The organism is Streptosporangium sp. NBC_01810 (assembly GCF_035917355.1).
Lineage (GTDB): Bacteria > Actinomycetota > Actinomycetes > Streptosporangiales > Streptosporangiaceae > Streptosporangium.
The window spans coordinates 309,023-331,450 of the sequence record NZ_CP109070.1 but is presented as its reverse complement, the minus strand read 5'-3'; the positions used below and the strand labels follow the sequence as shown (position 1 = coordinate 331,450).

The following is a 22,428-nucleotide window of genomic DNA, read 5'->3' as shown; positions in this document are numbered from 1 at the left end:
GGCCGTTGGAAGGCATCCGGGTCGTCGATCTGACCCGGTTCGTCTCGGGGGCCTACTCTTCGATGCTCCTCGCCTCGCTCGGCGCCGATGTGATCAAGGTCGAGGTGGGGGCCGCCGGCGATCCGTACCGGGTGCAGGGGACCGCGTTCGTCGGTGACGAGAGCGTGTTGTTCCAGGTGCTGAACACCGGCAAGCGCAGCATCCACGTCGACCTGAAGTCCGACGAGGGGCTGCGCGTCATGGAGGCCCTGATCGGGTCGGCTGATGTGATGATCGAGAACGGCCGGCCCGGGTCCCTCAGGCGGGTAGGGCTCGACAGCGATTCGGTGCGCGCGCGTCATCCGCGCCTGGTGTACGCCTCCATCTCCGGGTACGGCCAGGTCGGCCCGGACGCCTCCCGGGGCGGGTTCGACCTGATCCTGCAGGCCGAGGGTGGCCTGATGAGCGTCACGGGTGTCGCCGGAGGGGAACCGGTCAAGGTCGGCGTGCCGATCCTCGACATCGGCAGCGCCGTTTCGTGCGCGCTCGCGGTGGTCGCAGCCCTGATGGGACGAGAACGTCACGGCGACGGGGCGTACGTGTCATCGTCGCTGCTGGAGTTCGCGGTCGCCGCCTTCTCCAGCGCGGCACCCGCGTACCTCGTCGACGGCGAGGTACCGCGGCAGATGGGCAGCCACTCCCCGACGTTCGCTCCGTACGGCGCGTTCCGTGCGCGTGATGGCTACCTCGTCATCGCCGGCGCGGGAAGCGAGGATCTCTGGCATCGCCTGTGCGGCGCCCTCGACACCCGATGGTTACTCGAGGACTCTCGCTTCACCACCAATGCCGACCGGGTCCGCAACCTCACCGATCTCGTCGACGCGATCGAGGCCGTGCTGGCCGAGCAGGACGTCGACGCCTGGCTCTCGCATCTCGGGAAGGCCAGGATCCCGTCGGCCCGGGTGCGGGATCTCGCACAGGTGCTATCCTCGCCCCAGGTCGCCGTATTGGGGCTGGTCCGGGAGCAGAGCATACGGACCGGCGGCTACCGTTACATCGGTCCGCCGTTCCAGGTGGACGGTCCTCTCTCCTATGACCGTGGCGCGCCCGAGCTGGGCGAGCACACCGATGAGATCTTGGCCGAGCTGGATCTCGGGCAGGCCGTCGGCCAAGCCGAGGTGGTGGTCGACTCATGACCGACTCGTTCGACGAAGCGGCCCGGGCGGCTCTGGCCACCACCAGCGACATCGAGGCCGGCCAGGTCATCGAGCGGACCATCGAGCTCTCGCTGATCGCGGCGCCGCCGCTGGACGAGGCCGACCGCGCCGAGCGGGTCGCCCAGTGGTGGCGTGCTGACGGCCTGCGCGAGGTCGCGATGGACCAGGTGGGAAACGTGTGGGCAAGGGTGTGTGAAGGTCGCGGCCCGGCTGTGCTGATCGCCGCGCACCTCGACACCGTCTTCGGACGCGACATCCGGCACGGGCTCACCCATGACGGCGCGGGACGTCTCGTCGGGCCCGGCTGCGGGGACGACACGGTCGCGGTCGCCGCCCTGTCCAGCCTCGACCGGCTGATGGCGGCACCGACGGACCGGCCGGTGTGGATCGTGGCCACCGTCGGTGAGGAGGGCCTTGGCAACCTCCGCGGTGTCACCGCCGCCCTCGACCGTCCGCTCGTCCCGATCGGTGCCCTGATCGCCCTCGAAGGCAACTACCTCGGCCGGGTGAACCTGATCGGGGTCGGCTCGGTCCGCAAGCGCGTCACCGTCACCGCTCCCGGTGGGCACGCGTGGGAGGACCCGCATGTCCCGAGCGCGGTTCATGTGGCGGCCGAGATGATCCGCGACCTGGGGCACCTCCGGGTGGAGCACACCGCGAAGGTAACCGTCAACGTCGGCACCTTGCACGGCGGTGAGTCCATCAACGCCCGCGCCCAGCGTTGCATGTTCGACCTCGACCTGCGTTCGGAGGACCCGCTCGCCCTGCGGTCGCTCACCGAGGGCGCGACGGCGATCCTGGAGAATGTCCCCCCGCGGGTGAACGTCGAGATCGAGGAGATCGGCGACCGCCCGGCGGGACGGATGGACGCAGACCATCCACTCGTCGAGGCCGCCGCGGCGTCGCTGCGGGCGTTGGGCATCGAGCCCCGCTACACGGCAGCCAGCACCGACGCGAACGCCGCCTACAAGCTCGGCATCCCGGCGGTGACCCTCGGCATCACCTACGGGGACGGCACTCACACGGAGACCGAGTGGATCGAGATCCAACCGGTCACGCTCGGCCTGCGGGCTCTGGTCACCACCATCTACACGTACATCTCCTCGGGAGTTTGAAATGCTTAGCGGAGTGGCACTGCAACCCGTTGACGCCCCAACGGAATTCGAGTCCATGGTCGAGGAGATCGAGGGCAACGGGTTCGACGAACTCTGGCTCACCGACTCGTCGCTGCACGCACGGAACGTCTATGTGTACCTCACCCTGGCCGCGTCGCGGACCGACCGGATACGGCTCGGGACCGCGGTGACCAACCCCATCACCCGCCACCCCGCGGTCACCGCCACCGCCATCACCACGGTCGACGAGGTCTCCGGTGGGCGCGCGGTCCTCGGCATCGGCGCCGGAGATCGTCCGCTGCTCGCGCTCGGTTCGAAGCCGGCGCCGCTCAAGCAGCTCGAGGCGGGCATCGACGCGATCCGGCGGCTGTGGACCGGTGAGAACGTGACGATGCGAGCGCCGGGCTTCGTCCTCGATGATGCCCACATGCGCGAGCCGGGGCGCTCCGACATCCCGGTCTACATGTCGGCGAGCGGTCCGAAGACCCTCGAGCTCGCCGGTCGTGTCGCCGACGGCGTCATCCTACTCGCCGGCCTGCACCCGGAAGGGCTGCGGTGGGCGATCGACCACATCGAACGGGGCGCGGAGAAGGCGGGCCGGTCCGCCCGTCCGGACATCACCGTCTTCGCGTACGGCGCGATCGACGACGACGAGGACAAGGCGCTGGCCGCCGGCCGGACCATCGCCGCCTGGTTTCCGCAGACCGCTCCGGTGTACTGCGAGATGGCGGGTCTGTCGAACGAGCTCGTCCGGCAGGTCCGCGAGATGTACAGCGGTGGGGAGTTCCAGGAGGCCGAGCAGGCCGCGAAACTGCTTCCTGACGAGTTCGTGCATCGGATGTCGCTGGCCGGTGGCAAGGACCGTGCCCGGGAGCACATCAAGAACATGCTCGAACTCGACGTGGAGTGCGTCAGCGTGTTCCCGCTCGGCGATGACCGGATGAAGACGGTCCGGTACTTCAAGGAATGCTTCGACAGCGTCACCGGAAGCTGAACGGTCGTGGCAAACCCCGTTCCGGACCGGACCCTGTCCACCGTCCTCGACCAGTGCCTGGGTGCCCGGCCGCTGGAGGAGGTGGTCCTCCTCGTTGACGAGGGCACCGACGCGGACGTCGTCGCGGCGCTGGTCTCGGGCCTGGAGGAGAGGCACTGTGTCCCGGTCGTAGCGAAGATGCCGCGATACGTGGTGCCGGGAAGTGAGCCGCCGGCGGCGGTCGCGGGCCTGCTGGCCGGCGCCGCCGCCGCGATCGAGCTGACCTCGACGTTCATCGGGTCCAGCCGGGCGCGCCAGAGGGCGACCGCGAAGGGCGTGCGCTACCTGGCCATGCCGGGCGTCGTCGCCGACACCTTCCGGCTCGGTGGGCCGTTCGACGTCGACTTCGACCGGTTGCGAACCTTGACCGAGCGGCTCGCGCGAGCGTGGGGATCGGCGTCCAGCTACCGGTTGACGACCCCGGCGGGCACCGACCTGTCCGGATCGGTTGAAGGGCGTCCGGGCCGGGCCCTGTTCGGGGTCGCCCGCGACAGGGGTGCTTACATGGCGCCGCCCGATGTCGAGTCGGGGACCGCCCCGGTCGAGCACAGCTCGAACGGGGTCGTGGTCATCGACGCCGACTTCCTGTTCATGGGGCAGGGGCCGGTGACCCGGCCGGTCGCGTTGCACTTCACCGACGGACACCTCGTGGCGGTCGAAGGTGATGAAGGAATCCGCCTGACGGAGATGATGGACCGCTGCCAGGATGAGCGGATGAGCAACCTCGCCGAGGTTTCCATGGGGTTGAACCCCAATGGCCGGGTATGCGGCATCGCGATGGAGACCGAGTCGACCCTGGGCAGCGCCCACATAGCGCTGGGCAACTCGATCGCCTACGGGGGGACCGTCGACGCTTCGGCCCATCTCGACTGTGTCATGCGGGAGGCGACGTTGGAGCTCGACAGTCGCCCGATCCTGATCAACGGGGAGCTTACCTGAACTTGACGTTTCTGGTTTGGCACATCACATCTTACGCGCGAAACTATGCTGTCTTGGGAGTTGTCAAGACGCCGTACAGACGCCTATCTCCCGGAACGACAATTCATCTAGGGGCCTGAATGGAATCGGCGGAACGCCTCGGTCAGGACGGGTTGCCGCATCTGCAGCTCAAGGACCGCGTCTACCAGTATCTCCGCCAAGGCATCGTGGACGGCGACTTCGAGGTGGGCGCCGCGCTACGTGAGGTCGACATCGCCACGCGTCTGGGGGTCAGCAAGACGCCGATCCGGGAGGCCTTCGTCCGGCTGCACAAGGACCGGCTGGTGCGGCTGATTCCGTACAAGGGCGCGGTCGTCGCCGGTTACAGCCGCGAGGACCTCCGTGAGGTCTATGAGGTGCGCGAGCTGATCGAGGGCGCCTGCGCGGCCACGGCCGCGGCCGAGCCGACCGGCCGGTTGCGCGCCGACCTCGAGCGCAACGTGCAGGCGGGCCGCGACGCGCTCGCCGCCGACGATGTTGCCGAGGTCGTCCGGCTGTTCGAGGAGTTCGACCGGCTCATCTACAGTCAGTCGAACAACAAGTGGATCAACGATCTGATAGAAAACCTCGAAGGCCACCAGCGGCGCATCGGGCGGCTCACCGTCGGCATCCCTGGGCGCCTTGAGCAGTCGATCGAAGAGCACGCCGGTATCTGCTCGGCTATCGCCCAGGGCGACGCCGAGGGCGCCGAGAAGCTGATGCGGTCGCATGTCGTCTCGGTGATGGCCGACCAGCTGGAGAACTTCAGCGACTCCGGCCCCGCCTGACACTCGCCCGCTCCTTGCCGACGGGGGCGAAGGGGGCGATGACCCTCGCCCCCGACCATCATGTTCGCCGGAATCTCCGGCTCAGGCACCTGGCTGTTCGCACCCCCTGAGGTGACGTCCCACCCTCGGGGCAATGGTCGCCGTCCAGGTCCCGCCTTGCCTGATCCCCGTGCCCTGAGGGTCTCGGACCTGCGGCTTTCGAATGTCGCGCCGGGGATTCCGTCTCTCAAACTGTTGACGATCTGCTCCGGCCATCGATAGGTTTGCGCCAATGCGATATCAGATCTCAGATCTGATCTTCCGTGGGGCTCCAGATACCTGGCAGGCCGTTGCTGCTTGGGAAGGGCTTATAGATGTCAGAAGAGCAAACCATCTCCTCGACGGTGGAAGTCGACATTGTCATCGACGGTGGCTGGGTTCTCAGCCTCGACCCGGAGCGCCGGATCTTCCAGCAGGGGTTCGTCGCCATCAAGGATGGCGTGATCGTCGATGTCGGGCGACGAGAGGACCTCGCCGGCCGCTACCACGCGAAGCGCGTCATCGACGGCCGGAACAAGGTGACGATCCCCGGCCTGTCGAACGGTCACCGTCACCTGCTGTGTTGCGCCAAGGGGGCGATGCCTGAAGGGGGGACCACCCTCGACGCACTGCGGCGCTTCATCTACCCATCCTTCTCACGGCTGACCGCCGAGGACATGCACGTCTACGCACTGCACGCGACCGCGGAGATGGTGCGCTTCGGAACCACAAGCTTCGAAGAGCCAGGGTGCAACCACATCGAGGCCGTCATGACGGCGGTGGCGACGTCAGGCATGCGGTGCCGGATCGGTCCCTGGACGTGGGACCAGAACGGCTCCGCCGGTCCTAGCGATCTTCCTGACTGGTTGAAGTTCGATGCCAAGGAGGCTATCAAGCGGCTCGAGTGGGGTGTGGAGACCGTCCGCTCTTTCAACAACCCGCGTATCCGGGATGCCGTGACGATCGAGGGCGTCGGCACCTGCTCCGATGAGCTGACCGTGGGCGCGGCGAGACTGGCGCTGGAAGCCGAGTCACTGATGGTGATCCACAAGTCCACCAGCGAGCGCGAGGTGGCGCTGGAACTGAAGGCGTTCGGTCACCGGCCGATCGAGCACATGCACAAGATCGGTGCGCTCAACGAGCGGGTCCTCATGAACCACGTCACAAGCGTGGCGGAGTGGGAGGTCCCCCTCATCGCCGATTCCGGTGCCCGGATCTCCCAGAACCCGAGTACCGCGTTGAAGCTCGCCAAGGGCACGACCCAGTTCGGCAAGTGGCCCGAGTTGCTCGCCGCCGGCGTCCCGATCTGCCTGGGCACGGATGCCGAGAACTGCTCGAACCACCAGGACATCACTCGGGCGATCTCGCTCGCCGCCCTGCTGCCGCGGGACGCTCGGCAGGACCCGAACGCCGTCAGCGCCGAGCAGGCGCTGGAGATGGGCACCCTGGGCGGGTCGCGCGTGCTGGGGTGGGACGACATCGTCGGCGGCATCGAGGTCGGCAAGCAGGCCGACATCGTCGTCTACGAGGCCGACGACTTCGACTGGCGGCCGCTGCACAACCCCGTCGCGAACCTCGTGTACGGGGCGACCGGGCACTCCGTCCACACCGTTCTGGTCAGTGGGGACATCCTGCTGGACAACAAGAAGCTCACCAGGGTCGACGAAGGCGCTCTCCGCGAGGAGGTCGAGAAGATCGACCGCCGCGTGCTCAAGGAGATCGGGATCGAGCCTCGCGGCACTTGGCCTATCTACTGATGATCCGCTCTCACTCAGCGCCATTGCCGATGCTCTTCGGCTTCTTCCCCCAATGGAGCTTCATCATGATAATTCCTTCACGATTGACCGCCGCGGTGGCGGTGGCGGGATCGCTGCTGCTCACGAGCGCCTGCGGGGCTGGGGCAACCGATGCCCCCGAGGGCTCGGATAAGGAAAAGACCATCCGAGTCGGAGTCGCTCTGGCTGGGCCCCGCAACGATAACGCCTTCTACCAGACGTATCTGGAAGGCGTCACCAAGAACGCTGAGGCGATGAACCTCAAGGTGTCGGTCGTCGACAACCTGGTCGCCCCTCAGCAGATCACGGACGCGCTGACCAACCTGGCCGCCGACAACGACCTCATCATCGGCGGCGGAAGCGCGCTGGTCGCCGGCGCGAACGCCATCGCGGCCACGCACCCCGACACGACCTTCGTGATGTCAGGTGTCGTCACGGAGGGCATCGGCAACCTCCACGCCTACATGATGCTGCAGGGCGTTCCCGCCTACGTCGCGGGCGTGCTCGCCGCCAAGGTCACCAAGACCGGAAAGGTCGGGTTCATCGGCGGGGCGCAGATCCCGCCGACCAGCCAGTCGGACATCGACTTCAAGGCCGGCGCTCACGCCACCACCCCGGGCATCAAGTATTCGGCGATCACCGTCGGGAGTTTCAGCGACGCCACCAAGGCCAAACAGGCCGCCGCCGCCCAGATCACCGACGGGGTCGACGTGATCTACGCGTTCGTCGACGCCGGTCTGCCGGGTGTGCTGCAGGCGATCGAGGAATCGGGCAAGGACGTCAAGGTGTTCAATCCCACCACCAACCGCTGCAAGGAGTCCGATGCCCTCATCGGCTACGACTACCAGAACAACCAGCAGCTGGTGACGACGATCCTGCAGGACTACACCAGTGGAAGGCTGCCCACGGGCACCAAGAAGTACGCGCTGGAGGACCCGAAGATTCAGAAGCTGACCATGTGCCCGAACTCCGCGGATCTGCAGGCCGAGGCGGACGCGGTCACGGCCAAGATCAACGCCGGTGAGATCAAGATGCCCGAGGGCGGTTGATCGATGATGCGCCAGCCCGAAGCACCCGACAAGGGGCAAATCACCTCCGAAGCGTTCCTCAAGATGCTGGGCATCTCGAAGCGTTACCCGGGAGTCGTCGCGAACGAGGACGTCACCTTCGAAGTGCTGCGCGGTGAGATTCACGCCCTTCTCGGCGAGAACGGAGCTGGCAAGAGCACGCTGATGAAGATCCTCGACGGGGTCGTGCAGGCGGACGAGGGCTCGATCCACGTCAACGGCCGGCAGGTCACGATCCGGCGGCCCCGCGATGCGCAACAGCTCGGCATCGGCATGGTCCACCAGCACTTCATGTTGGTGGCGGACATGACCGTGACCGAGAACATCGCCCTGACGGCACCAGGACACCTGGCCGCCGGATCGGATCTGGCAGGCGTCAGGGATCGGTTCACCCGGCTCGCCGAGCAGCACCGGCTGGAGGTCGATCCCGACGCTCGCATCAGCGAGCTGTCGGTCGGGGAACGGCAGCGCGTGGAGATCGTCAAGCTTCTCTATCGAGACGCCGAGCTGCTGATCCTCGACGAGCCGACCGCGGTACTCACCCGAGGCGAGTGGCAGCATCTAGCGACGGTGCTGCGTGACTTGGCCCGGCAGGGCAAGTCCGTCATCATCATCACGCACAAGCTCGGCGAGGTGTTCGAGGTCGCCGACCGCTGCACCGTTCTGCGAGGCGGAAAGGTGGTCGGGGCCGTGACCACGGCCGAGGCGACGGTGAAGGACCTCGTGCGGATGATGGTGGGCCGGGAGGTTCTGCTGCGCGTCCCCCGAGCCGAGGTCGAACCCGGCCCGGTCATGCTCGACGTGCAGGGGGTGCATCTTCGCGACGCCGATGGCCGGGTGCGCCTAGACGACATCAACCTGCAGGTCAGGGCGGGAGAGGTGGTGGGGGTCGCCGGTGTCGAGGGGAACGGTCAGTCCGAATTGGTCGACATCCTCGCCGGCGCCCGGCAGCCGAGCCGGGGCCGTGTGCAGATCGGCGACGTCGAGATCGAGCGGCTGGACCCGAGTCTCGTCGCGGCCGCCGGCACTGCGGTGATCCCCGAGGACCGGCATCGTGACGCGGTCGCGTTGTCGCTCTCGATGGTCGACAACCTCATGGTGAAGAGCCTCGGCGATGACCGGTTCGTACGGTCGGGGATCCTGCGGCGTCGTGCCATCCGGGACCATTGCCGCAAGCTGATCAGCGACTACGACATCCGTGTGCCGGGCCTCGACGTACGGATGCGGCAACTGTCGGGCGGCAACCAGCAGAAGGCGGTCGTGGCGCGGGAGTTGGAACGATCCCCGAAGTTCCTCATCGCGGCACAACCGACTCGCGGACTCGACATCGGCGCGATGGAGTTCGTGTATCGGTGCGTCAACCGGCACCGGGAACAAGGGGGCGCGACGCTGCTCGTCTCGTCCGAGCTCGATGAGATTTTGACCCTGTCAGATCGGGTCGTGGTCATGGTGCGTGGCCGGATCGTCGGTGTCCTCGTCGGTGACGAGGCGACCTCGGAGACGATCGGCCACCTGATGTCCGGTGCAGCGGAAGCGATGGCATGATGTCGGATCGATTGCGTGGACTGCTCATCGCGTGGGCGGTCTCCGTCGGCGCGGTGGTGCTGGCGCTCCTGGCGTCGCTGGCGATCGTGGCGGCAGCCGGCAGCTCGCCCGGCGAGGCCGCGCAGGCGCTTTACGACGGTGCGCTCGGGAGCACCGGCCGGATGGGTGCGATGCTGGCCAAGTCGGTGCCACTGACCCTGGCGGCGCTCGGATGGGTGCTCGCGTTCTCGGCCCGCCGGATCAACGTCGGGCTGGAAGGGCAGATCCTCGCGGGCGGCGTCGTCGCGGCGACCATCGGGCTGCTGATCAGTGGTATCCCGGCCGTCGTCCACCTGCCATTGATGATCCTGGGCGGCATCCTGGGCGGATGCCTGTGGGCCGGGGTCGCAGCGTGGTTGTGGGCCAAGCGCGACGTCAACGAGATCATCTCCACCCTGTTGCTCAACTTCGTCATGATCCAATGCGTCAGCTGGCTGGTCTCCGGTCCGCTGGAGGAGCCGACCCAGACACTCGGGCAGACCGCGCCGATCGAGCAGGCCGCGCGATGGCCGACGCTGATACCCGGGACGGTGCTGCACCTGGACTTCTTCCTGGTACCGGTGGCAGCGGTGGGGTTGTCCCTGCTCCTGCGCAACACCACGGCGGGGTTCCGGTTGCGCGCCACCGGCGCCAACCCCGACTTCGCCGCCTATTCCGGCATCAAGACCGTACGGATCTCCGCCCTGGCGCTCGTCGCGTCAGGTGGCCTCGCAGGGCTGGCGGGAGCGTCGCTGATCGGTGCCAGCCCGCAGGCCAACATGGCCGACAACTTCTCCGCCAACTACGGGTTCGAAGGCATCGTGGTCGCGCTGCTCGCGAGGAACTCGCCGCTGGCCTGCATCCCCGCCGCGTTCCTGTTCGCCTCCCTCAAGCAGGGCGGCGGCCTGTTGGAGGCACGCGTCGGTGTTCCGTCCGGACTCGTCCTGGTGACACAAGGTCTGGTCATCATCCTGGTCGCCGGCGCCGGTTACCTGTTCGAGAAACGGCGGGTCCGGCGGGTGTCGGCCAAGACCTCGCCCGGATCGCAGCCGGTGGCAGCACTGACCTCAGAGACGAACTGATCAGGAGGCCGGACGATGTCACCCCTTGACATGGCATGGCTGACGACGACTCTGCTCCTCGCCGTGCCGATCCTGCTGGCCGCCAGCGGGGAGCTGGTCTCACAACGTAGCGGTGTCATGAACGTCGGGCTCGAAGGCATGATGCTCTTCGGCGCCTTCTTCGGGTTCCTGATCGTCGAGCAGACCAATTCGAGCTGGTTCGGCCTGCTCGTGGGCATCGTCGCCGGAACCAGCCTGGCGATGGTGATGGCGCTGCTGTCGGTCACGCTGCGCGCCGACCAGATCGTCGTCGGGGTCGGGATCAACCTGCTGGCGGCAGGCGTCACGATCTTCCTCAACCGTCAGATGTACCTCGACGCCGGACAGGTCACCGTCGCCCGGATGGACAAGGTCCCGGTCCCTGTTCTCGCCGACCTTCCTGTCATCGGGCGCGTCTTCTTCGACCAGTCACCCGTGGTGTACCTGTGCTACGGGATCGTTCCGCTCATCGCCTGGGTGCTGTACCGCCGCAAGTGGGGCCTGGCCGTTCGTGGTTCCGGCGAGCTTCCCGAAGCGGTCGAGACCGCTGGTATCAACGTCAACCGGGTCCGCTGGAGCGCCGTGCTCCTCGCCGGAGGCCTCTCCGGCCTGGGCGGCGCATTCCTGTCGGTGGTGCAGGTCGGGTTGTTCATCGAAGGGATGACCAGCGGTCGCGGCTTCCTCGCGCTGGCCGCCGTCGTGTTCGGCAAGTGGCATCCCCGCGGGATGATCCTCGCGTGCCTGCTCTTCGGTGGGGCCGACGCGCTGCAACTGCGGCTGCAGGGAGCCGAGACGATCCCGTCGGTGGTCTGGCTGGCCGCAGTCGCGGTAGCGGTCGTGTTCCTGGTCCGCCACGTGCGCCGCAACGGCGTCACCAAATCCGGATGGGTCCTGGCGGGCGCCGTGCCGGTGATCGCGGCGCCGCTGGTGTTCGACCTCGCCCTGTCGCTGCCGGCGCAGCTGTGGCTCGCTCTTCCCTACATCCTCAGCCTGGCGGCGCTCGGCGGACTGGTGGGACGGGCCCGGGTCCCCTCCGCGCTCGCCGAACCCTTCGACCGGAAGAACCTGTAGCCCGCGTTCGCCACCTTGGAGATCTGTATGAGCCTTGTCCGCAAGCTTCACCACGTCGCCTTCGCCGAGGAGACCGGTGCCCCGTGGGTGCGACTCCTGTGCGATCTGCTCGGCACCCCGGTCGAGCACAGCGAGAGCGCCGACGGGTTCGTCGAACGCATGATCCCGGTTGGCGACTGTTGGCTGCAGGCGCTCGAGGCTACGGGCGACGGCGTCGTCCGTAGTTCCATCCAACGGCGCGGGGAAGGGTTCCACCACCTCGCGTTCGAAGTAGATGACATCGAAGAAACGATCGCTGTCCTGCGCGCCCGTGGGGTGATGTTCATCGACGAGAAACCACGCCCCGGTGGGATGGGTACGCAGATCATGTTCGCGCATCCCCACTCGTTCGGCGGTGTCCTGGTCGAGTTCGTCCAGGAACCCAGCCACACGGCGTGAACGACAGGCAAGACGGAGGCTGAGCGATGAGGCAGGATCCGGGGCGGAATGTCGCGCAACTGGTGAAGCAGGCGCTCGACGGGGAGCTGCGGGCGGTGGCCCGGATGATCTCCCTGGTCGAGAACGCGTCTCCGCTCCTGCGTGAGATTATGGCCGGCCTCGCGCCGTACACGGGAAACGCGCACGTCGTCGGTATCACGGGCGCGCCCGGCGTGGGGAAGTCGACCTCCACGTCGGCACTGGTGAGCGTGTTACGCAGGCAAGGCAAGCAGGTGGGGGTACTCGCCGTTGACCCGTCATCACCGTTTTCCGGCGGTGCGCTGCTAGGTGATCGCGTACGCATGCAGGACCATGCCCACGACAGGGGCGTCTACATCCGGTCGATGGCGTCGCGAGGGCAGCTCGGAGGGCTGGCCCGGGTAACCCCGCATGCGTTACGGATCCTTGACGCCGCGGGCTGCGACGTCATCATTATCGAGACCGTCGGCGTCGGGCAGAGTGAGGTTCAGATCGCTGGAATGGCCGACACGACGGTGGTGCTGTTAGCCCCCGGCATGGGAGACGGGATCCAGGCAGCGAAAGCCGGGATCTTGGAGATCGGCGATGTGTACGTCGTGAACAAGGCTGACCGGGGCGGCGCCGACCAGGTGCGCCGCGACGTACGCGCCGCAACCCAGGTGATGGACCGCAGGCCAGATCAGTGGCGGCGTCCAGTGCTCAGACTGGTCGCGCAAACTGGCGACGGAATCCAAGAGGTCGCTGACGTGCTGACCGAACATCTGGAGTGGATGACATCCAACGGACAGCTGCGGCAGCGACGTCTGGCCCGCGCGAAAGTAGAGATCGAAACGATCGCCGTGACGTCGCTGCGGGAAGACTGGGAAGGGATTCGCGGCGATGCCGTGCTCGACGAGTTCGCGGAACAAGTCGTTGCAGGAACGACCGACCCGTACGCGGCAGCAGACATGCTGCTGGCGACATGGCGGAGGGTCATGGTGCAGGGCCGCCTAGGGGAGTTCGGTGCCGGCCATGCGGCCGACAATCTCAGCGGCGGGCAGCTTTGAGTTCCTCGCGACGTTCGGTGGTCGCGGACGCCGGTCGGCCCGCATCTTTCACAGTGGCCCGGACAAGATCGTATCGCGCTGCTGAAGCACCCGACCCCGGTATTCGGTACGACGGCGTCGATGCCGATCGTCTGGCGAACGCCGGGCGAGGTGACCGCACACCACCTGACCAGGATCGGCCGGGCACGCGCCACCATCCGCCGCCGTGTGTGGGACCTGCTCGCCCGGCGCCCTGACGGATTCCCCTGGGTGAGCACCGCCGGCCGCGCCGTGAACGGGTGGATCGTGCTGGACGCCGACGCCTCGATCGTGACCAGCGCGTCGGACAAACAGGGCCAGCGGGGAAGCCTCCCACCGCTACCAGGCAGGACACTTCGTCCGCTGGAGCGTCGGCCAGCGACTCACCACGCTGTCCTTTCCCGCCACCCGCTGGCACGGCCCCACCCAAGTACTGGACGAGGAAAGTCGCTGGGAGGCAGCCCGCCGCCTGCTCCACGACGACACCATCGGCAACCGGGACCGCCTCGCGGGTCTTCTCGTCCTGCTCTATGCCCAACCAGTCGCCCGGATCAGCCGACTGACCACCGACCAGATCACCATCGACGGCACAACGGTCCGCATCCGCCTGGGATCAGCGCCTATCACCCTGCCCGAACCCGTCGCCGACCTCACCCGCCGGCTCCTGGACGGCAAACGTGGACACGCCACCACCGGCACCGGGAACCCCTCACCCCGGCTGTTCCCCGGAGGCCGGCCCGGCCGCCCGATCAGCTCCACCCACCTCGGACAACGCCTCAAAAACCTCGACATCCAACCCGGCCAAGCACGCTCCGCCGCACTCTTCCAACTCGCCACCGAACTCCCCGCAGCCCTGCTCGCCCGCATGCTCGGCATCCACATCGACGTCGCCGTCGCCTGGCAACGCGCCAGCAGCGGCGACTGGATGACCTACGCCGCCGACGTCAGCCGCCGATCCACGAAGGACACCGCACAGTGACCCCAGCACACCAGCAGGCCGTCATCCTCATCACCGGGATCCAGGCGGCCGGGAAGTCGACCATCGCGCAGTTGCTGGCTGAACGGCTGCCTCGCTCGGTGCACGTCCGAGGTGACCTGTTCCGGCGCATGGTGATCAACGGGCGGGCGGACATGACTCCCGACTCTTCCGAGGAGGCGGTGCGGCAGCTGCGTCTGCGCCACCGATTGACAGCGGCGACCTGCAATGAGTACTTCCGGGAGGGGTTCACGGTGGTCGCCCAAGACGTCATCCTCGGCGAACACCTCACTGAGATGATCGAACTCATCCAGCAGCGGCCGCTGCTCGTCATGGTGCTCGCCCCCCGGCCCGAGGCCATCGCCGCCCGGGAAGCAGCCCGCGGCAAGAATGCCTACAACCAGTGGACCATCGACATGCTCGACGATGGCCTGCGGAGCCAGACCCCCCACCTCGGGCTCTGGCTCGACACCTCCGACCAGACTCCAGACGACACCGTCGACGAGATCCTCACCCGAGCATGGGCCGAGGCCAAGGTCCAGTGATCAAACACCCATTCGGACAGTTCTGATATCCGACGGTGCCGTTACACCTGATGCCCTCCAGCGAGGAGCGCATGAGACAGGTCATCGAAAACATATGGGCGCCCCCTGGCAACGCGACGTCGAAGTCCTAGAAGGAAGGCTTTTCGATGACGGGAGCCGGCCAGAACTGGAAGAGGAACTCCTCCCTCGGATCCGCCTCGTCATCGGTGCGAGTGTGGGCCCGCACATGCCGGTCCCGGCCCGGCTCCCCAAGGATCAGGAACCCGTCCTGCACATCCGTGTAGAGCTCCGCCGCGCAGATCTCCCCGGTCTCCGACCGGAACACGCCTGAGGCGACGTCCGCCCAAGGCTCGCGCTGCTCCTCGGGTACGTCGGCCCACGCCTCAAGCCGGATGCTCACGCGGTCGTCGTCCGCGGAGACGCGGCAGCAGTTCGTGATCGCTCCGAACCAGCCGCCACCCGGGAAGTCGCCGGGATCGTAGGCGAATGTCACATCGACCACGAAGAACGTGCGGTCGTAGGCGTTCAGCTCGCAGTCGCTGCGAGAGATCAGGGGCACCGCGATCCTCCTCGGGCGAGGTTCTCCGGGCACGCGCCCGCCCCTACCTTCTATCGCGTGCCAGCTGAAGATCATCAAGCGTGAAGTGCCCTGGATGTGCCCTGAAGGCCCCACATGACGAGATCACCGCAGGTCAGGGGCCCAGCAGCTCAGAACATCGAGATGTGGACGTGGTCGATGTGGTTGGCGGTGTTGCCGCCTCGGTTGGACATCATCTTCCAGCCGGCGCCGGTGCGGACGTCGTAGTACTTCTGCTGCCAGATGATGTACATGACCCCGTACTTGTTGCCGTTGTCGATGGCCCACTGGGCGAGGCGGTTGCCGCGCTCCAGAGCATCCGGAGTGGGCACGCGGCCGCCGGTGCTCAGCATGAAGTCGCAGGCCCGGCCGGTGCCGTGGTCGCCCGGGTCGCCGGGGCGCAGGCAGCCGTAGCCGTAGGGCATGGGGAAGCTCTGCAGCACGGTGTTGCGCATGGTGACCGTGCGGGGGGTCAGTCCGCCGTTGCCAGAGGGGGTCTGGAAACCGTACTTGGCCAGCAGCCCCTCGATCCTGACCCGCTGCCTCTTGAGGTCGGCGATGTCCTTCTTGAGCTTGAGGATCTTCGCGTCGGCGGCCTTCTCCGCGGCCTTGGCCTTCTTGATGAGCTCCCTGACCCGGTTGAGCTGGGTGGCGCGGCGGCCGGCCAGGTAGGACATGGTGGCGGCCTGGCTGAGGGCCAGGGTGGGGTCGCCCTGGAAGCTCAGCAGGCTGCCGTCGTCCAGGGCACCGCCCATGTAGGCGGTCTGGGCGAAGCGCACGACGTCGGCCTCGGCGGCCACCAGGGCACGCTTGAGGCTCCTGGCGTTGACGGTGGCCTTGCTGGCCTGGACCCGGGTCTCCTCCAGGCTCTGCACCTGGCCGCGGTAGTTCTTGTTGATCTCGGCCGCTTCCTTGGTCAGCCTCTTGAGCTCGACCTCCGGACTGGGCTTGGCCGCTCGGAGGGGTGCCGCCCCCGCGACGGCCGGCGACAGGAGCAGCGCGGCGAGCACGGCGACCAGCACCGCCGAGCGAGTCGGCCTCACGCTTCGCTCACCTCCGGCGCCCCCTCATGGACGGAGCGAAACTATAGAAGACGATCTTGGTGCTCGCCACCGGAACGGAGGAACTCGCGCACCATTGACGAACCATCTGCCCATTTAGGGTGATTTGAGTAAACATTTCCTGACGTGTCACTGGTTTAACCCTGATGAATCTTCGCACAGGGCGCCCCGGCCCGCTCATCGGGCGGAGACTTCCGCCACCCTTGCCATCGGCGACAGAACATGATTCGGTCTCAAGCGGCGGTGGGGCTTGTGGCGCCCTTCCCCGCGGATGACACTGTCGGATAACACTGTCGGATAACACTGTCCAAGCAAGCATTCGCTCAAATTATGACTCTGGCCCGCCCACCAGGAGGCAACACATCATGCGCCGGCACGACACGCTCTTCATCGGGGGCGACTGGGTGGCCCCCGCAGGGACCGGCACCATCGACGTCATATCCCCACACACCGAGGAGGTCGTCGGCCGGGTCCCCGACGGCACCGCCGCCGACATGGACCGGGCGGTGGCCGCCGCCCGCCAGGCGTTCGACCACGGCCCGTGGCCCCGGATGACGATGCCCGAGCGCGCCGCCGTCCTGTCCAGGCTCGCCGAGATCTACGCGGCCCGCCAAGGCGAGATGGCCGAGATCATCACGCTGGAGATGGGCTCCCCGATCACCTTCTCCCAAATGGCCCAGGCCCCGCAGCCGCTCGGCATGCTCCAGTACTACGCCGAGCTCGGCAAGACCTTCCCCGTCGAGGAGGAGCGCGCGGGCACGTTCGGCCCGGTGACCGTGCGCCGCGAGCCGGTCGGCGTGGTGGCCGCCGTGGTCCCGTGGAACGTCCCGCAGTTCGTCATCATGATCAAGCTGGCCCCCGCCCTCCTCGCGGGCTGCACGATCGTGGTCAAGCCCGCGCCCGAGACACCGCTCGACGCCTACCTGCTGGCCGAGATGGTCAGGGAGGCGGGCGTCCCCGACGGCGTCGTCAACATCGTCGCCGCCGGGCGCGAGGCGGGCGAGCACCTGGTCTCCCACCCCGGCGTGGACAAGGTCGCCTTCACCGGCTCCACCGCCGCCGGGCGCCGCATCGCGGCGATCTGCGGCGAGCAGCTCAAGCGCTGCACGCTTGAGCTGGGCGGCAAGTCCGCGGCGATCATTCTGGACGACTGCGACCTGCCCTCCGCGATGGGCTTCCTGTCGATCGCCTCGCTGATGAACAACGGCCAGGCCTGCGTCGCCCAGACCCGCATCCTGGCCTCGCGCAACCGCTACGACGAGGTGGTGGAAGCGGTCTCGGCGATGGTACGGGGCATGCCGGTCGGCGACCCGTCCGACCCGGCGACCGGTATCGGCCCGATGGTCGCCAAGCGGCAGCAGGAGCGGGTCGAGGGCTACATCAAGATCGGCATCGACGAGGGGGCCAAGGCCGTCGTCGGCGGCCTGGAGCGCCCCCACGACCGCGGCTGGTACGTGGCGCCGACCGTCTTCGCCGGAGCCACCAACGAGATGCGCATCGCCCGCGAGGAGATCTTCGGCCCGGTCCTGGCGGTGATCCCGTACGAGGACGAGGCCGACGCGGTCCGGATCGCCAACGACAGCGACTACGGCCTGGCCGGGACGGTGTGGACCGCCGACACCGAGCACGGCATGGACATCGCCCGTCAGGTGCGCACCGGCACCTACGGCGTCAACCTCTTCATGATCGAGACCAGCTCGCCCTTCGGCGGGTTCAAGGGCAGCGGCCTCGGCCGCGAGCTGGGCCCCGAGGGACTGTCGTCCTTCCTGGAGTACAAGTCGATCGCCCGCCTGGGCTGATCCGCTCCTTTGAGTCCGGGCTGATCCTTGGTCCGGGCTGATCCGCTCCTTTGAGTGGGTGCCGGTACGGCTCGTGTCGAGCCGTACCGGCACCCTCGTCGGACACACCGCCCAGCGCGCCCCCGCGACACTGGGCAACCGCCCGACCACTGAAGTATGTCCCGCGGAGCATCGTCGAGCGATGCTCCGTGTCCCCTGGACTTCTTCCGGCGGATTTCATGTGTCCACCATGGGTAGACGTGATTCATCCCCGGTTGGTTCGCGAAACGACCAGCAGAGTTTGCCTGGCGATCTCGAATTCCTCGTCGGTGGGGATCACCGCGACCTTCACGCCACCGCCGTCAGGGGAGATGATCGTGCCGCCCCGCACGTTGCGCGCCGGGTCGACGGTGATGCCGAGCGCCCCGAGACCGGCCAGCGACCGCTCCCTGACCAGCGCGGAGTTCTCCCCCACCCCTCCGGTGAAGGCGATGACGTCGACGGTGCCGAGGACCGCGTAGTAGGCGCCGACGTACTTGCGGAGCCGGTGGCAGTAGACCGACATGGCCAGCTCGGCGTCCGGGTCGCCCTCGCTCACCCGCTCCGCCACCGCGCGCATGTCGTTGTCACCGCACAGGCCGAGCATCCCGCTGCGGCGGTTGAGCAGCACGTCGATCTCGTCGAGGGACATGCCTCCGGCACGCGCCAGGTAGAGGACGACCGCCGGGTCCAGGTCGCCGCTGCGGGTGCCCATGACGAGGCCCTCCAGCGGGGTCATGCCCATGGACGTGTCCACGCACCGCCCCGCGGACACCGCCGAGGCGCTGGCCCCGTTGCCCAGGTGCAGGACGATCACGTTGGCCCCGGGCCGGTCCGCGAGGAGTGCGGCCTGGCGGGAGACGTACGCGTGTGAGGTGCCGTGGAAGCCGTAGCGCCGCACGCTCAGCCGCTCGGCCACCGCCCTGTCGATCGCGTACGTCGAGGCGGCCGGGGGGATCGTCGCGTGGAAGGCGGTGTCGAAGACGGCCACCTGCGGCAGGTCGGGGCGAAGCCGCCGCGCCACCTCGATGCCCGTCAGGTTGGCGGGGTTGTGCAGGGGGGCGAGCGGGATGAGCTCCTCGATCTTCCTGACCACCTCGTCGGTGATCAGTGTGGGCTCGGCGAAGGTCGTGCCGCCGTGCACCACCCGGTGCCCGATCGCGACGAGCTCGGGAGAGTCGAGCCCCAGCCCTTCGGCGGCGAGCAGGTCGGCGACCACCTTCAGGGCCGCCCGGTGGTCGGGCACCGGGGAGCCGAGCTCGCCGATCCGCTCCACCACTCCCGAGGCCAGGTGCTCGGCACCGCTCAGCAGCCGGTACTTCACCGAGGACGACCCGGAGTTGAGGACCAGTACCCGGCTCACAGCGTGACCTCCTGCGCCTGGATGGCGGTGATCGCGACGGTGCTCACGATGTCGGTGACCAGGGCGCCGCGCGACAGGTCGTTGACCGGCCTGCGCAGCCCCTGCAGGACCGGTCCGATCGCGACGGCCCCGGCCGAGCGCTGCACCGCCTTGTAGGTGTTGTTGCCGGTGTTCAGGTCCGGGAAGATCAGCACGGTCGCCCGGCCGGCGACCCGCGACCCCGGCAGCTTGGCCGCGGCGACGCGGGCGTCCACCGCCGCGTCGTACTGGATGGGCCCCTCGACCAGCAGGTCCGGCGCGCGCTCGGCGACCAGGGCGGTGGCGGCGCGGACCTTGTCGACGTCGGCGCCGCTGCCCGACTCGCCGGTGGAGTAGGACAGCATCGCGATCCTCGGCTCGATGCCGAACCGTTCCGCCGTACGGGCCGAGGAGATCGCTATGTCGGCGAGTTGCTCGGCGTCCGGGTCGGGGTTGATCGCGCAGTCGCCGTAGACGAGCACCCGGTCGGCCAGGCACATGAAGAACACCGAGGAGACGATGGAGGTGCCGGGGACCGTCCTGATGATCTGGAAGGCGGGCAGGATGGTGGCGGCCGTGGTGTGCGCGGCCCCGGAGACCATGCCGTGCACGAGGCCCCGGTGCAGCATCATCGTGCCGAAGAAGTTGGCGTCGGCGACCACGTCCACGGCTCGCTCGGGGGTGACGCCCTTGTGCGCCCGCAACTCGGCGTACTCCCGGGCGAACGACTCCCGCAGCGGCGAGGTCAGCGGGTCGGCGACGGTCACACCCGACAGGTCGAGGCCGAGGTCGGCGACCCGCCGCCGCACCACGTCCTCCCTGCCCAGCAGGGTGATGTCGACGATGCCGCGCCGCAGCAGGATGTCCGCCGCCCGCAGGATGCGGTCCTCCTCGCCTTCGGGCAGCACGATGTGCCGCCGGTCGGTCCGCGCCCGCTCCAGCAGCGTGTGCTCGAACATCATCGGGGTGACCCGCTCCGAGCGGGTCAGCTCGATCCGGTCGGCCAGGGCGTCGGCGTCCACATGGGCCTCGAAGTGGCCCAGGGCTGTCTCGATCTTGCGGGGGTTGTCCGCGGTGAGCCGCCCCTCCAGGCCCGCCAGGGTGGTCGCCACCTCGAAACTGCCCCCGTCGGCCGCGAGCACCGGCATGCCGGGCGCCAGACGGGCTGTGAGCGCCCGTACGGGCGTCGTGGGCCGCTCCCCCACGGTGAGCACGACCCCGGCCGGTCGCACCGTACCGGCCGCCTCGGCGGCCAGCGAGACCAGCAGCAGGTCCACGCGGTCGCCCGGTGCGATCACCAGCGCGCCGTCGAGCAGATGTTCCAGGAACACCGGGAGCGTCGCCCCGCCGAACACGAACCCGAACACGTCGCGGAGCAGGCCGTCCTCGTCGCCCTGGATCAGCTCCGCGTCCACCGCCCGCATGACCTGCCCGACGGTCGGCGCCGACAGCGAGGGATGCTCGGGGATGGCGTAGCAGAGGACCGGGAGCTCACAGTCGACGACCGTGCCCTCGGGCACCCGATTGGCGATCACCGCGAGCACGGTGCACCCCAGGTCGGAGAAGACCTGGTAGCCGGTGCGCATCTCGGCCGCGATCTCCTCGGCGGCGTCGCCGTGCGCGCCCACCACCACGATCACCGGAGCGCCGAACTCGGCGGCCAGACGGGCGTTGAAACCCAGCTCGCGCGGCAGGTCGTCGGTGTCGAAATAGCTGCCGAGCACCAGCAGCGCGTCACACTCCCGCTCCAGCGTGTGGAAGCGGGCGACCATCCGGCCGACGAGCTCCTCGACGCCCCGCTCCGCGTAGATCTCCGCTGCCTCCTCGGCGCTCACCCCCGTCACCGCGGCTGCGGGCTGGTATCTGCTTTTGAGCAGTTCCAGGATGCGGTCCTCGCCGCCCCCGGTGATCGGCCGGAACACCCCCGTACGGCCGGCCCTCCGGGTGAGCAGTTCCATCAGGCCGAGTTCGACGATCTGCCTGCCGTCTCCCCGCCCGAGACCCGCCACGTAGATGCTCCGCATACGCCCCGTCCCCCACCGTTGTCGATCATTCGTCGTCAAGAGGAGTAAACACCTTCCGGCGGGCGGGAACGGGCGACGGCCCACCCGCCGATGCGGCGGATCAGCTCCGGCGTGGCCGCCGACTCCGCGTGACCGTACCCGGGCTCGATCCACAGCTCCTTCGGCTCGTCCGCGCACCCGTGGATCTGGTGCGCGTGCTCCAGGGGGAAGAACGGGTCCGCGTCCCCGTGCACGACGAGCAGCGGCACCGGTGAGATCTTCGCGGCCGCCTCGTACGGCGCCAGCGGCAGCGGGTCCCACACGCCCTTCATGATCCGGGTGTTCTTGCCCAGCCGGGTGGCCAGCCGCCCGACCGGCCTCTCGATCGCCCAGTGCACCTGGCGCATCGGCCGGGTCCCCCGGTAGTACCACCGCGCCGGCGCGCTCACCGACACCACCGCGTCCGCCCCGCCGAGCACCCCCGCGTGCCGCAGGACCACCGCACCCCCCATGGAGAACCCGACGGTCACGACCCTGCGGTAGCCGATCGTCCGCGCGTGCCGCACCGCCGCGTCCACGTCGAGGATCTCCAGGTCGCCCACCGTCGACAGCCCTCCCGAGCGGCCGTGCCCTCGGAAGTCGAACGCCACCACCCCGCCGAACCCGCTGAGCACGTGGGCGATGCGGCGGGTGACACGTTCCCTCCACGACCCGGTGAAACCGTGGGCCAGCACGATCCCGAGGTCGGCCGCCCCGCGCGACGGGGTGTGCGCGGCATCGATCCGCAGATCATCCCGGGTCCTGAGCATCACGGGGAACGACGGTGCGTAAGGCATGTATCCGAGCTTAGGGAGTGCCCGGTGGC

Annotated in this window: 19 protein-coding genes; 14 read left to right on the top strand and 5 right to left on the bottom strand. The window is 68.2% G+C overall.

The genetic code is table 11. From position 1 onward, the window contains the following. Positions 1–5 precede the first annotated feature (5 nt). The 13 genes from OIE13_RS01500 (at position 6) to OIE13_RS01440 (ending at position 14,724) form a co-directional block, all read left to right on the top strand. The gene (locus OIE13_RS01500; protein ID WP_326643892.1) at positions 6–1,175 is read left to right on the top strand and encodes a CaiB/BaiF CoA transferase family protein; all 1,170 of its coding nucleotides are present in this window, start codon (positions 6–8) and stop codon (positions 1,173–1,175) included. Then, on the top strand, positions 1,172–2,311 hold the full coding sequence (locus OIE13_RS01495) for a M20/M25/M40 family metallo-hydrolase (RefSeq protein WP_326643893.1): 1,140 nt from the start codon (positions 1,172–1,174) through the stop codon (positions 2,309–2,311). Before OIE13_RS01500 ends, OIE13_RS01495 begins: the two co-directional genes overlap by 4 nt. Before the next feature lies 1 nt (position 2,312). Next, the gene (locus tag OIE13_RS01490; protein WP_326643895.1) at positions 2,313–3,305 is read left to right on the top strand and encodes an LLM class flavin-dependent oxidoreductase; all 993 of its coding nucleotides are present in this window, start codon (positions 2,313–2,315) and stop codon (positions 3,303–3,305) included. A gap of 6 nt (positions 3,306–3,311) precedes the next feature. After that, positions 3,312–4,283: a hypothetical protein gene (locus tag OIE13_RS01485; protein ID WP_326643897.1), complete on the top strand. Its 972-nt coding sequence runs from the start codon at positions 3,312–3,314 to the stop codon at positions 4,281–4,283. A gap of 119 nt (positions 4,284–4,402) precedes the next feature. After that, entirely contained in the window at positions 4,403–5,089 is a 687-nt protein-coding gene (locus OIE13_RS01480) for a GntR family transcriptional regulator (protein WP_326643899.1), read from the top strand. 353 nt (positions 5,090–5,442) lie between these two features. After that, positions 5,443–6,864, top strand: a complete 1,422-nt coding sequence (locus tag OIE13_RS01475) for an amidohydrolase family protein (RefSeq protein WP_326643901.1) — start codon at positions 5,443–5,445, stop codon at positions 6,862–6,864. A 65-nt stretch (positions 6,865–6,929) separates the two neighbouring features. After that, a complete protein-coding gene (locus OIE13_RS01470) occupies positions 6,930–7,931 on the top strand; it encodes a BMP family ABC transporter substrate-binding protein (protein ID WP_326643903.1) in 1,002 nt (333 codons plus the stop codon). Positions 7,932–7,934: 3 nt separating this feature from the next. Further along, a complete protein-coding gene (locus OIE13_RS01465; protein WP_326643904.1) occupies positions 7,935–9,494 on the top strand; it encodes an ABC transporter ATP-binding protein in 1,560 nt (519 codons plus the stop codon). Next, positions 9,491–10,594: an ABC transporter permease gene (locus OIE13_RS01460; protein WP_326643906.1), complete on the top strand. Its 1,104-nt coding sequence runs from the start codon at positions 9,491–9,493 to the stop codon at positions 10,592–10,594. Before OIE13_RS01465 ends, OIE13_RS01460 begins: the two co-directional genes overlap by 4 nt. A gap of 15 nt (positions 10,595–10,609) precedes the next feature. After that, positions 10,610–11,683, top strand: a complete 1,074-nt coding sequence (locus tag OIE13_RS01455) for an ABC transporter permease (RefSeq protein WP_326643907.1) — start codon at positions 10,610–10,612, stop codon at positions 11,681–11,683. 27 nt (positions 11,684–11,710) lie between these two features. After that, entirely contained in the window at positions 11,711–12,121 is a 411-nt protein-coding gene (locus OIE13_RS01450; protein WP_326643909.1) for a VOC family protein, read from the top strand. Positions 12,122–12,147: 26 nt separating this feature from the next. Beyond that, the gene (gene meaB / locus OIE13_RS01445; RefSeq protein ID WP_326643911.1) at positions 12,148–13,185 is read left to right on the top strand and encodes a methylmalonyl Co-A mutase-associated GTPase MeaB; all 1,038 of its coding nucleotides are present in this window, start codon (positions 12,148–12,150) and stop codon (positions 13,183–13,185) included. A 993-nt stretch (positions 13,186–14,178) separates the two neighbouring features. Continuing rightward, entirely contained in the window at positions 14,179–14,724 is a 546-nt protein-coding gene (locus OIE13_RS01440) for an AAA family ATPase (RefSeq protein WP_326829436.1), read from the top strand. 127 nt (positions 14,725–14,851) lie between these two features. On the opposite strand, the gene OIE13_RS01435 is transcribed toward OIE13_RS01440, so the two are convergent. Together OIE13_RS01435 and OIE13_RS01430 are read right to left on the bottom strand one after the other, a co-directional pair. Next, positions 14,852–15,283: a hypothetical protein gene (locus OIE13_RS01435; protein ID WP_326643914.1), complete on the bottom strand. Its 432-nt coding sequence runs from the start codon at positions 15,281–15,283 to the stop codon at positions 14,852–14,854. 149 nt (positions 15,284–15,432) lie between these two features. After that, entirely contained in the window at positions 15,433–16,344 is a 912-nt protein-coding gene (locus OIE13_RS01430) for a coiled-coil domain-containing protein (protein ID WP_326643916.1), read from the bottom strand. A gap of 383 nt (positions 16,345–16,727) precedes the next feature. Between OIE13_RS01430 and OIE13_RS01425 the strand changes: the two genes are divergently transcribed. Further along, positions 16,728–18,161 carry an aldehyde dehydrogenase gene (locus OIE13_RS01425; RefSeq protein ID WP_326643918.1) on the top strand — a complete coding sequence of 478 codons (1,434 nt, stop codon included), beginning with the start codon at positions 16,728–16,730 and terminating at the stop codon, positions 18,159–18,161. A gap of 244 nt (positions 18,162–18,405) precedes the next feature. Here the strand turns inward: OIE13_RS01425 and OIE13_RS01420 are convergent, their stop codons facing one another. Genes OIE13_RS01420 through OIE13_RS01410 form a run of 3 tightly spaced genes read right to left on the bottom strand, consistent with a single transcriptional unit; the run spans position 18,406 to position 22,399 of the window. Then, positions 18,406–19,542 (bottom strand): acetate/propionate family kinase, encoded by a 1,137-nt coding sequence (locus tag OIE13_RS01420; protein ID WP_326643920.1) that lies wholly within the window; start codon positions 19,540–19,542, stop codon positions 18,406–18,408. Then, positions 19,539–21,584 (bottom strand): phosphate acetyltransferase, encoded by a 2,046-nt coding sequence (gene pta / locus OIE13_RS01415; protein WP_326643921.1) that lies wholly within the window; start codon positions 21,582–21,584, stop codon positions 19,539–19,541. Before pta ends, OIE13_RS01420 begins: the two co-directional genes overlap by 4 nt. 35 nt (positions 21,585–21,619) lie before the next feature. Next, the gene (locus OIE13_RS01410; protein WP_442811718.1) at positions 21,620–22,399 is read right to left on the bottom strand and encodes an alpha/beta hydrolase; all 780 of its coding nucleotides are present in this window, start codon (positions 22,397–22,399) and stop codon (positions 21,620–21,622) included. Positions 22,400–22,428: the final 29 nt, after the last annotated feature.

Excerpts from the sequence above, each read along its gene's own strand:
- OIE13_RS01495 (WP_326643893.1), top strand. The coding sequence starts at position 1,172 with ATGACCGACTCGTTCGACGAAGCGGCCCGGGCGGCTCTGGCCACCACC.
- OIE13_RS01490 (WP_326643895.1), top strand. The coding sequence starts at position 2,313 with ATGCTTAGCGGAGTGGCACTGCAACCCGTTGACGCCCCAACGGAATTC.
- OIE13_RS01480 (WP_326643899.1), top strand. The coding sequence starts at position 4,403 with ATGGAATCGGCGGAACGCCTCGGTCAGGACGGGTTGCCGCATCTGCAG.
- OIE13_RS01475 (WP_326643901.1), top strand. The coding sequence starts at position 5,443 with ATGTCAGAAGAGCAAACCATCTCCTCGACGGTGGAAGTCGACATTGTC.
- OIE13_RS01470 (WP_326643903.1), top strand. The coding sequence starts at position 6,930 with ATGATAATTCCTTCACGATTGACCGCCGCGGTGGCGGTGGCGGGATCG.
- OIE13_RS01465 (WP_326643904.1), top strand. The coding sequence starts at position 7,935 with ATGATGCGCCAGCCCGAAGCACCCGACAAGGGGCAAATCACCTCCGAA.
- OIE13_RS01460 (WP_326643906.1), top strand. The coding sequence starts at position 9,491 with ATGATGTCGGATCGATTGCGTGGACTGCTCATCGCGTGGGCGGTCTCC.
- OIE13_RS01455 (WP_326643907.1), top strand. The coding sequence starts at position 10,610 with ATGTCACCCCTTGACATGGCATGGCTGACGACGACTCTGCTCCTCGCC.
- OIE13_RS01450 (WP_326643909.1), top strand. The coding sequence starts at position 11,711 with ATGAGCCTTGTCCGCAAGCTTCACCACGTCGCCTTCGCCGAGGAGACC.
- meaB (WP_326643911.1), top strand. The coding sequence starts at position 12,148 with ATGAGGCAGGATCCGGGGCGGAATGTCGCGCAACTGGTGAAGCAGGCG.
- OIE13_RS01425 (WP_326643918.1), top strand. The coding sequence starts at position 16,728 with ATGCGCCGGCACGACACGCTCTTCATCGGGGGCGACTGGGTGGCCCCC.
- pta (WP_326643921.1), bottom strand. The coding sequence starts at position 21,584 with ATGCGGAGCATCTACGTGGCGGGTCTCGGGCGGGGAGACGGCAGGCAG.
- OIE13_RS01410 (WP_442811718.1), bottom strand. The coding sequence starts at position 22,399 with ATGCCTTACGCACCGTCGTTCCCCGTGATGCTCAGGACCCGGGATGAT.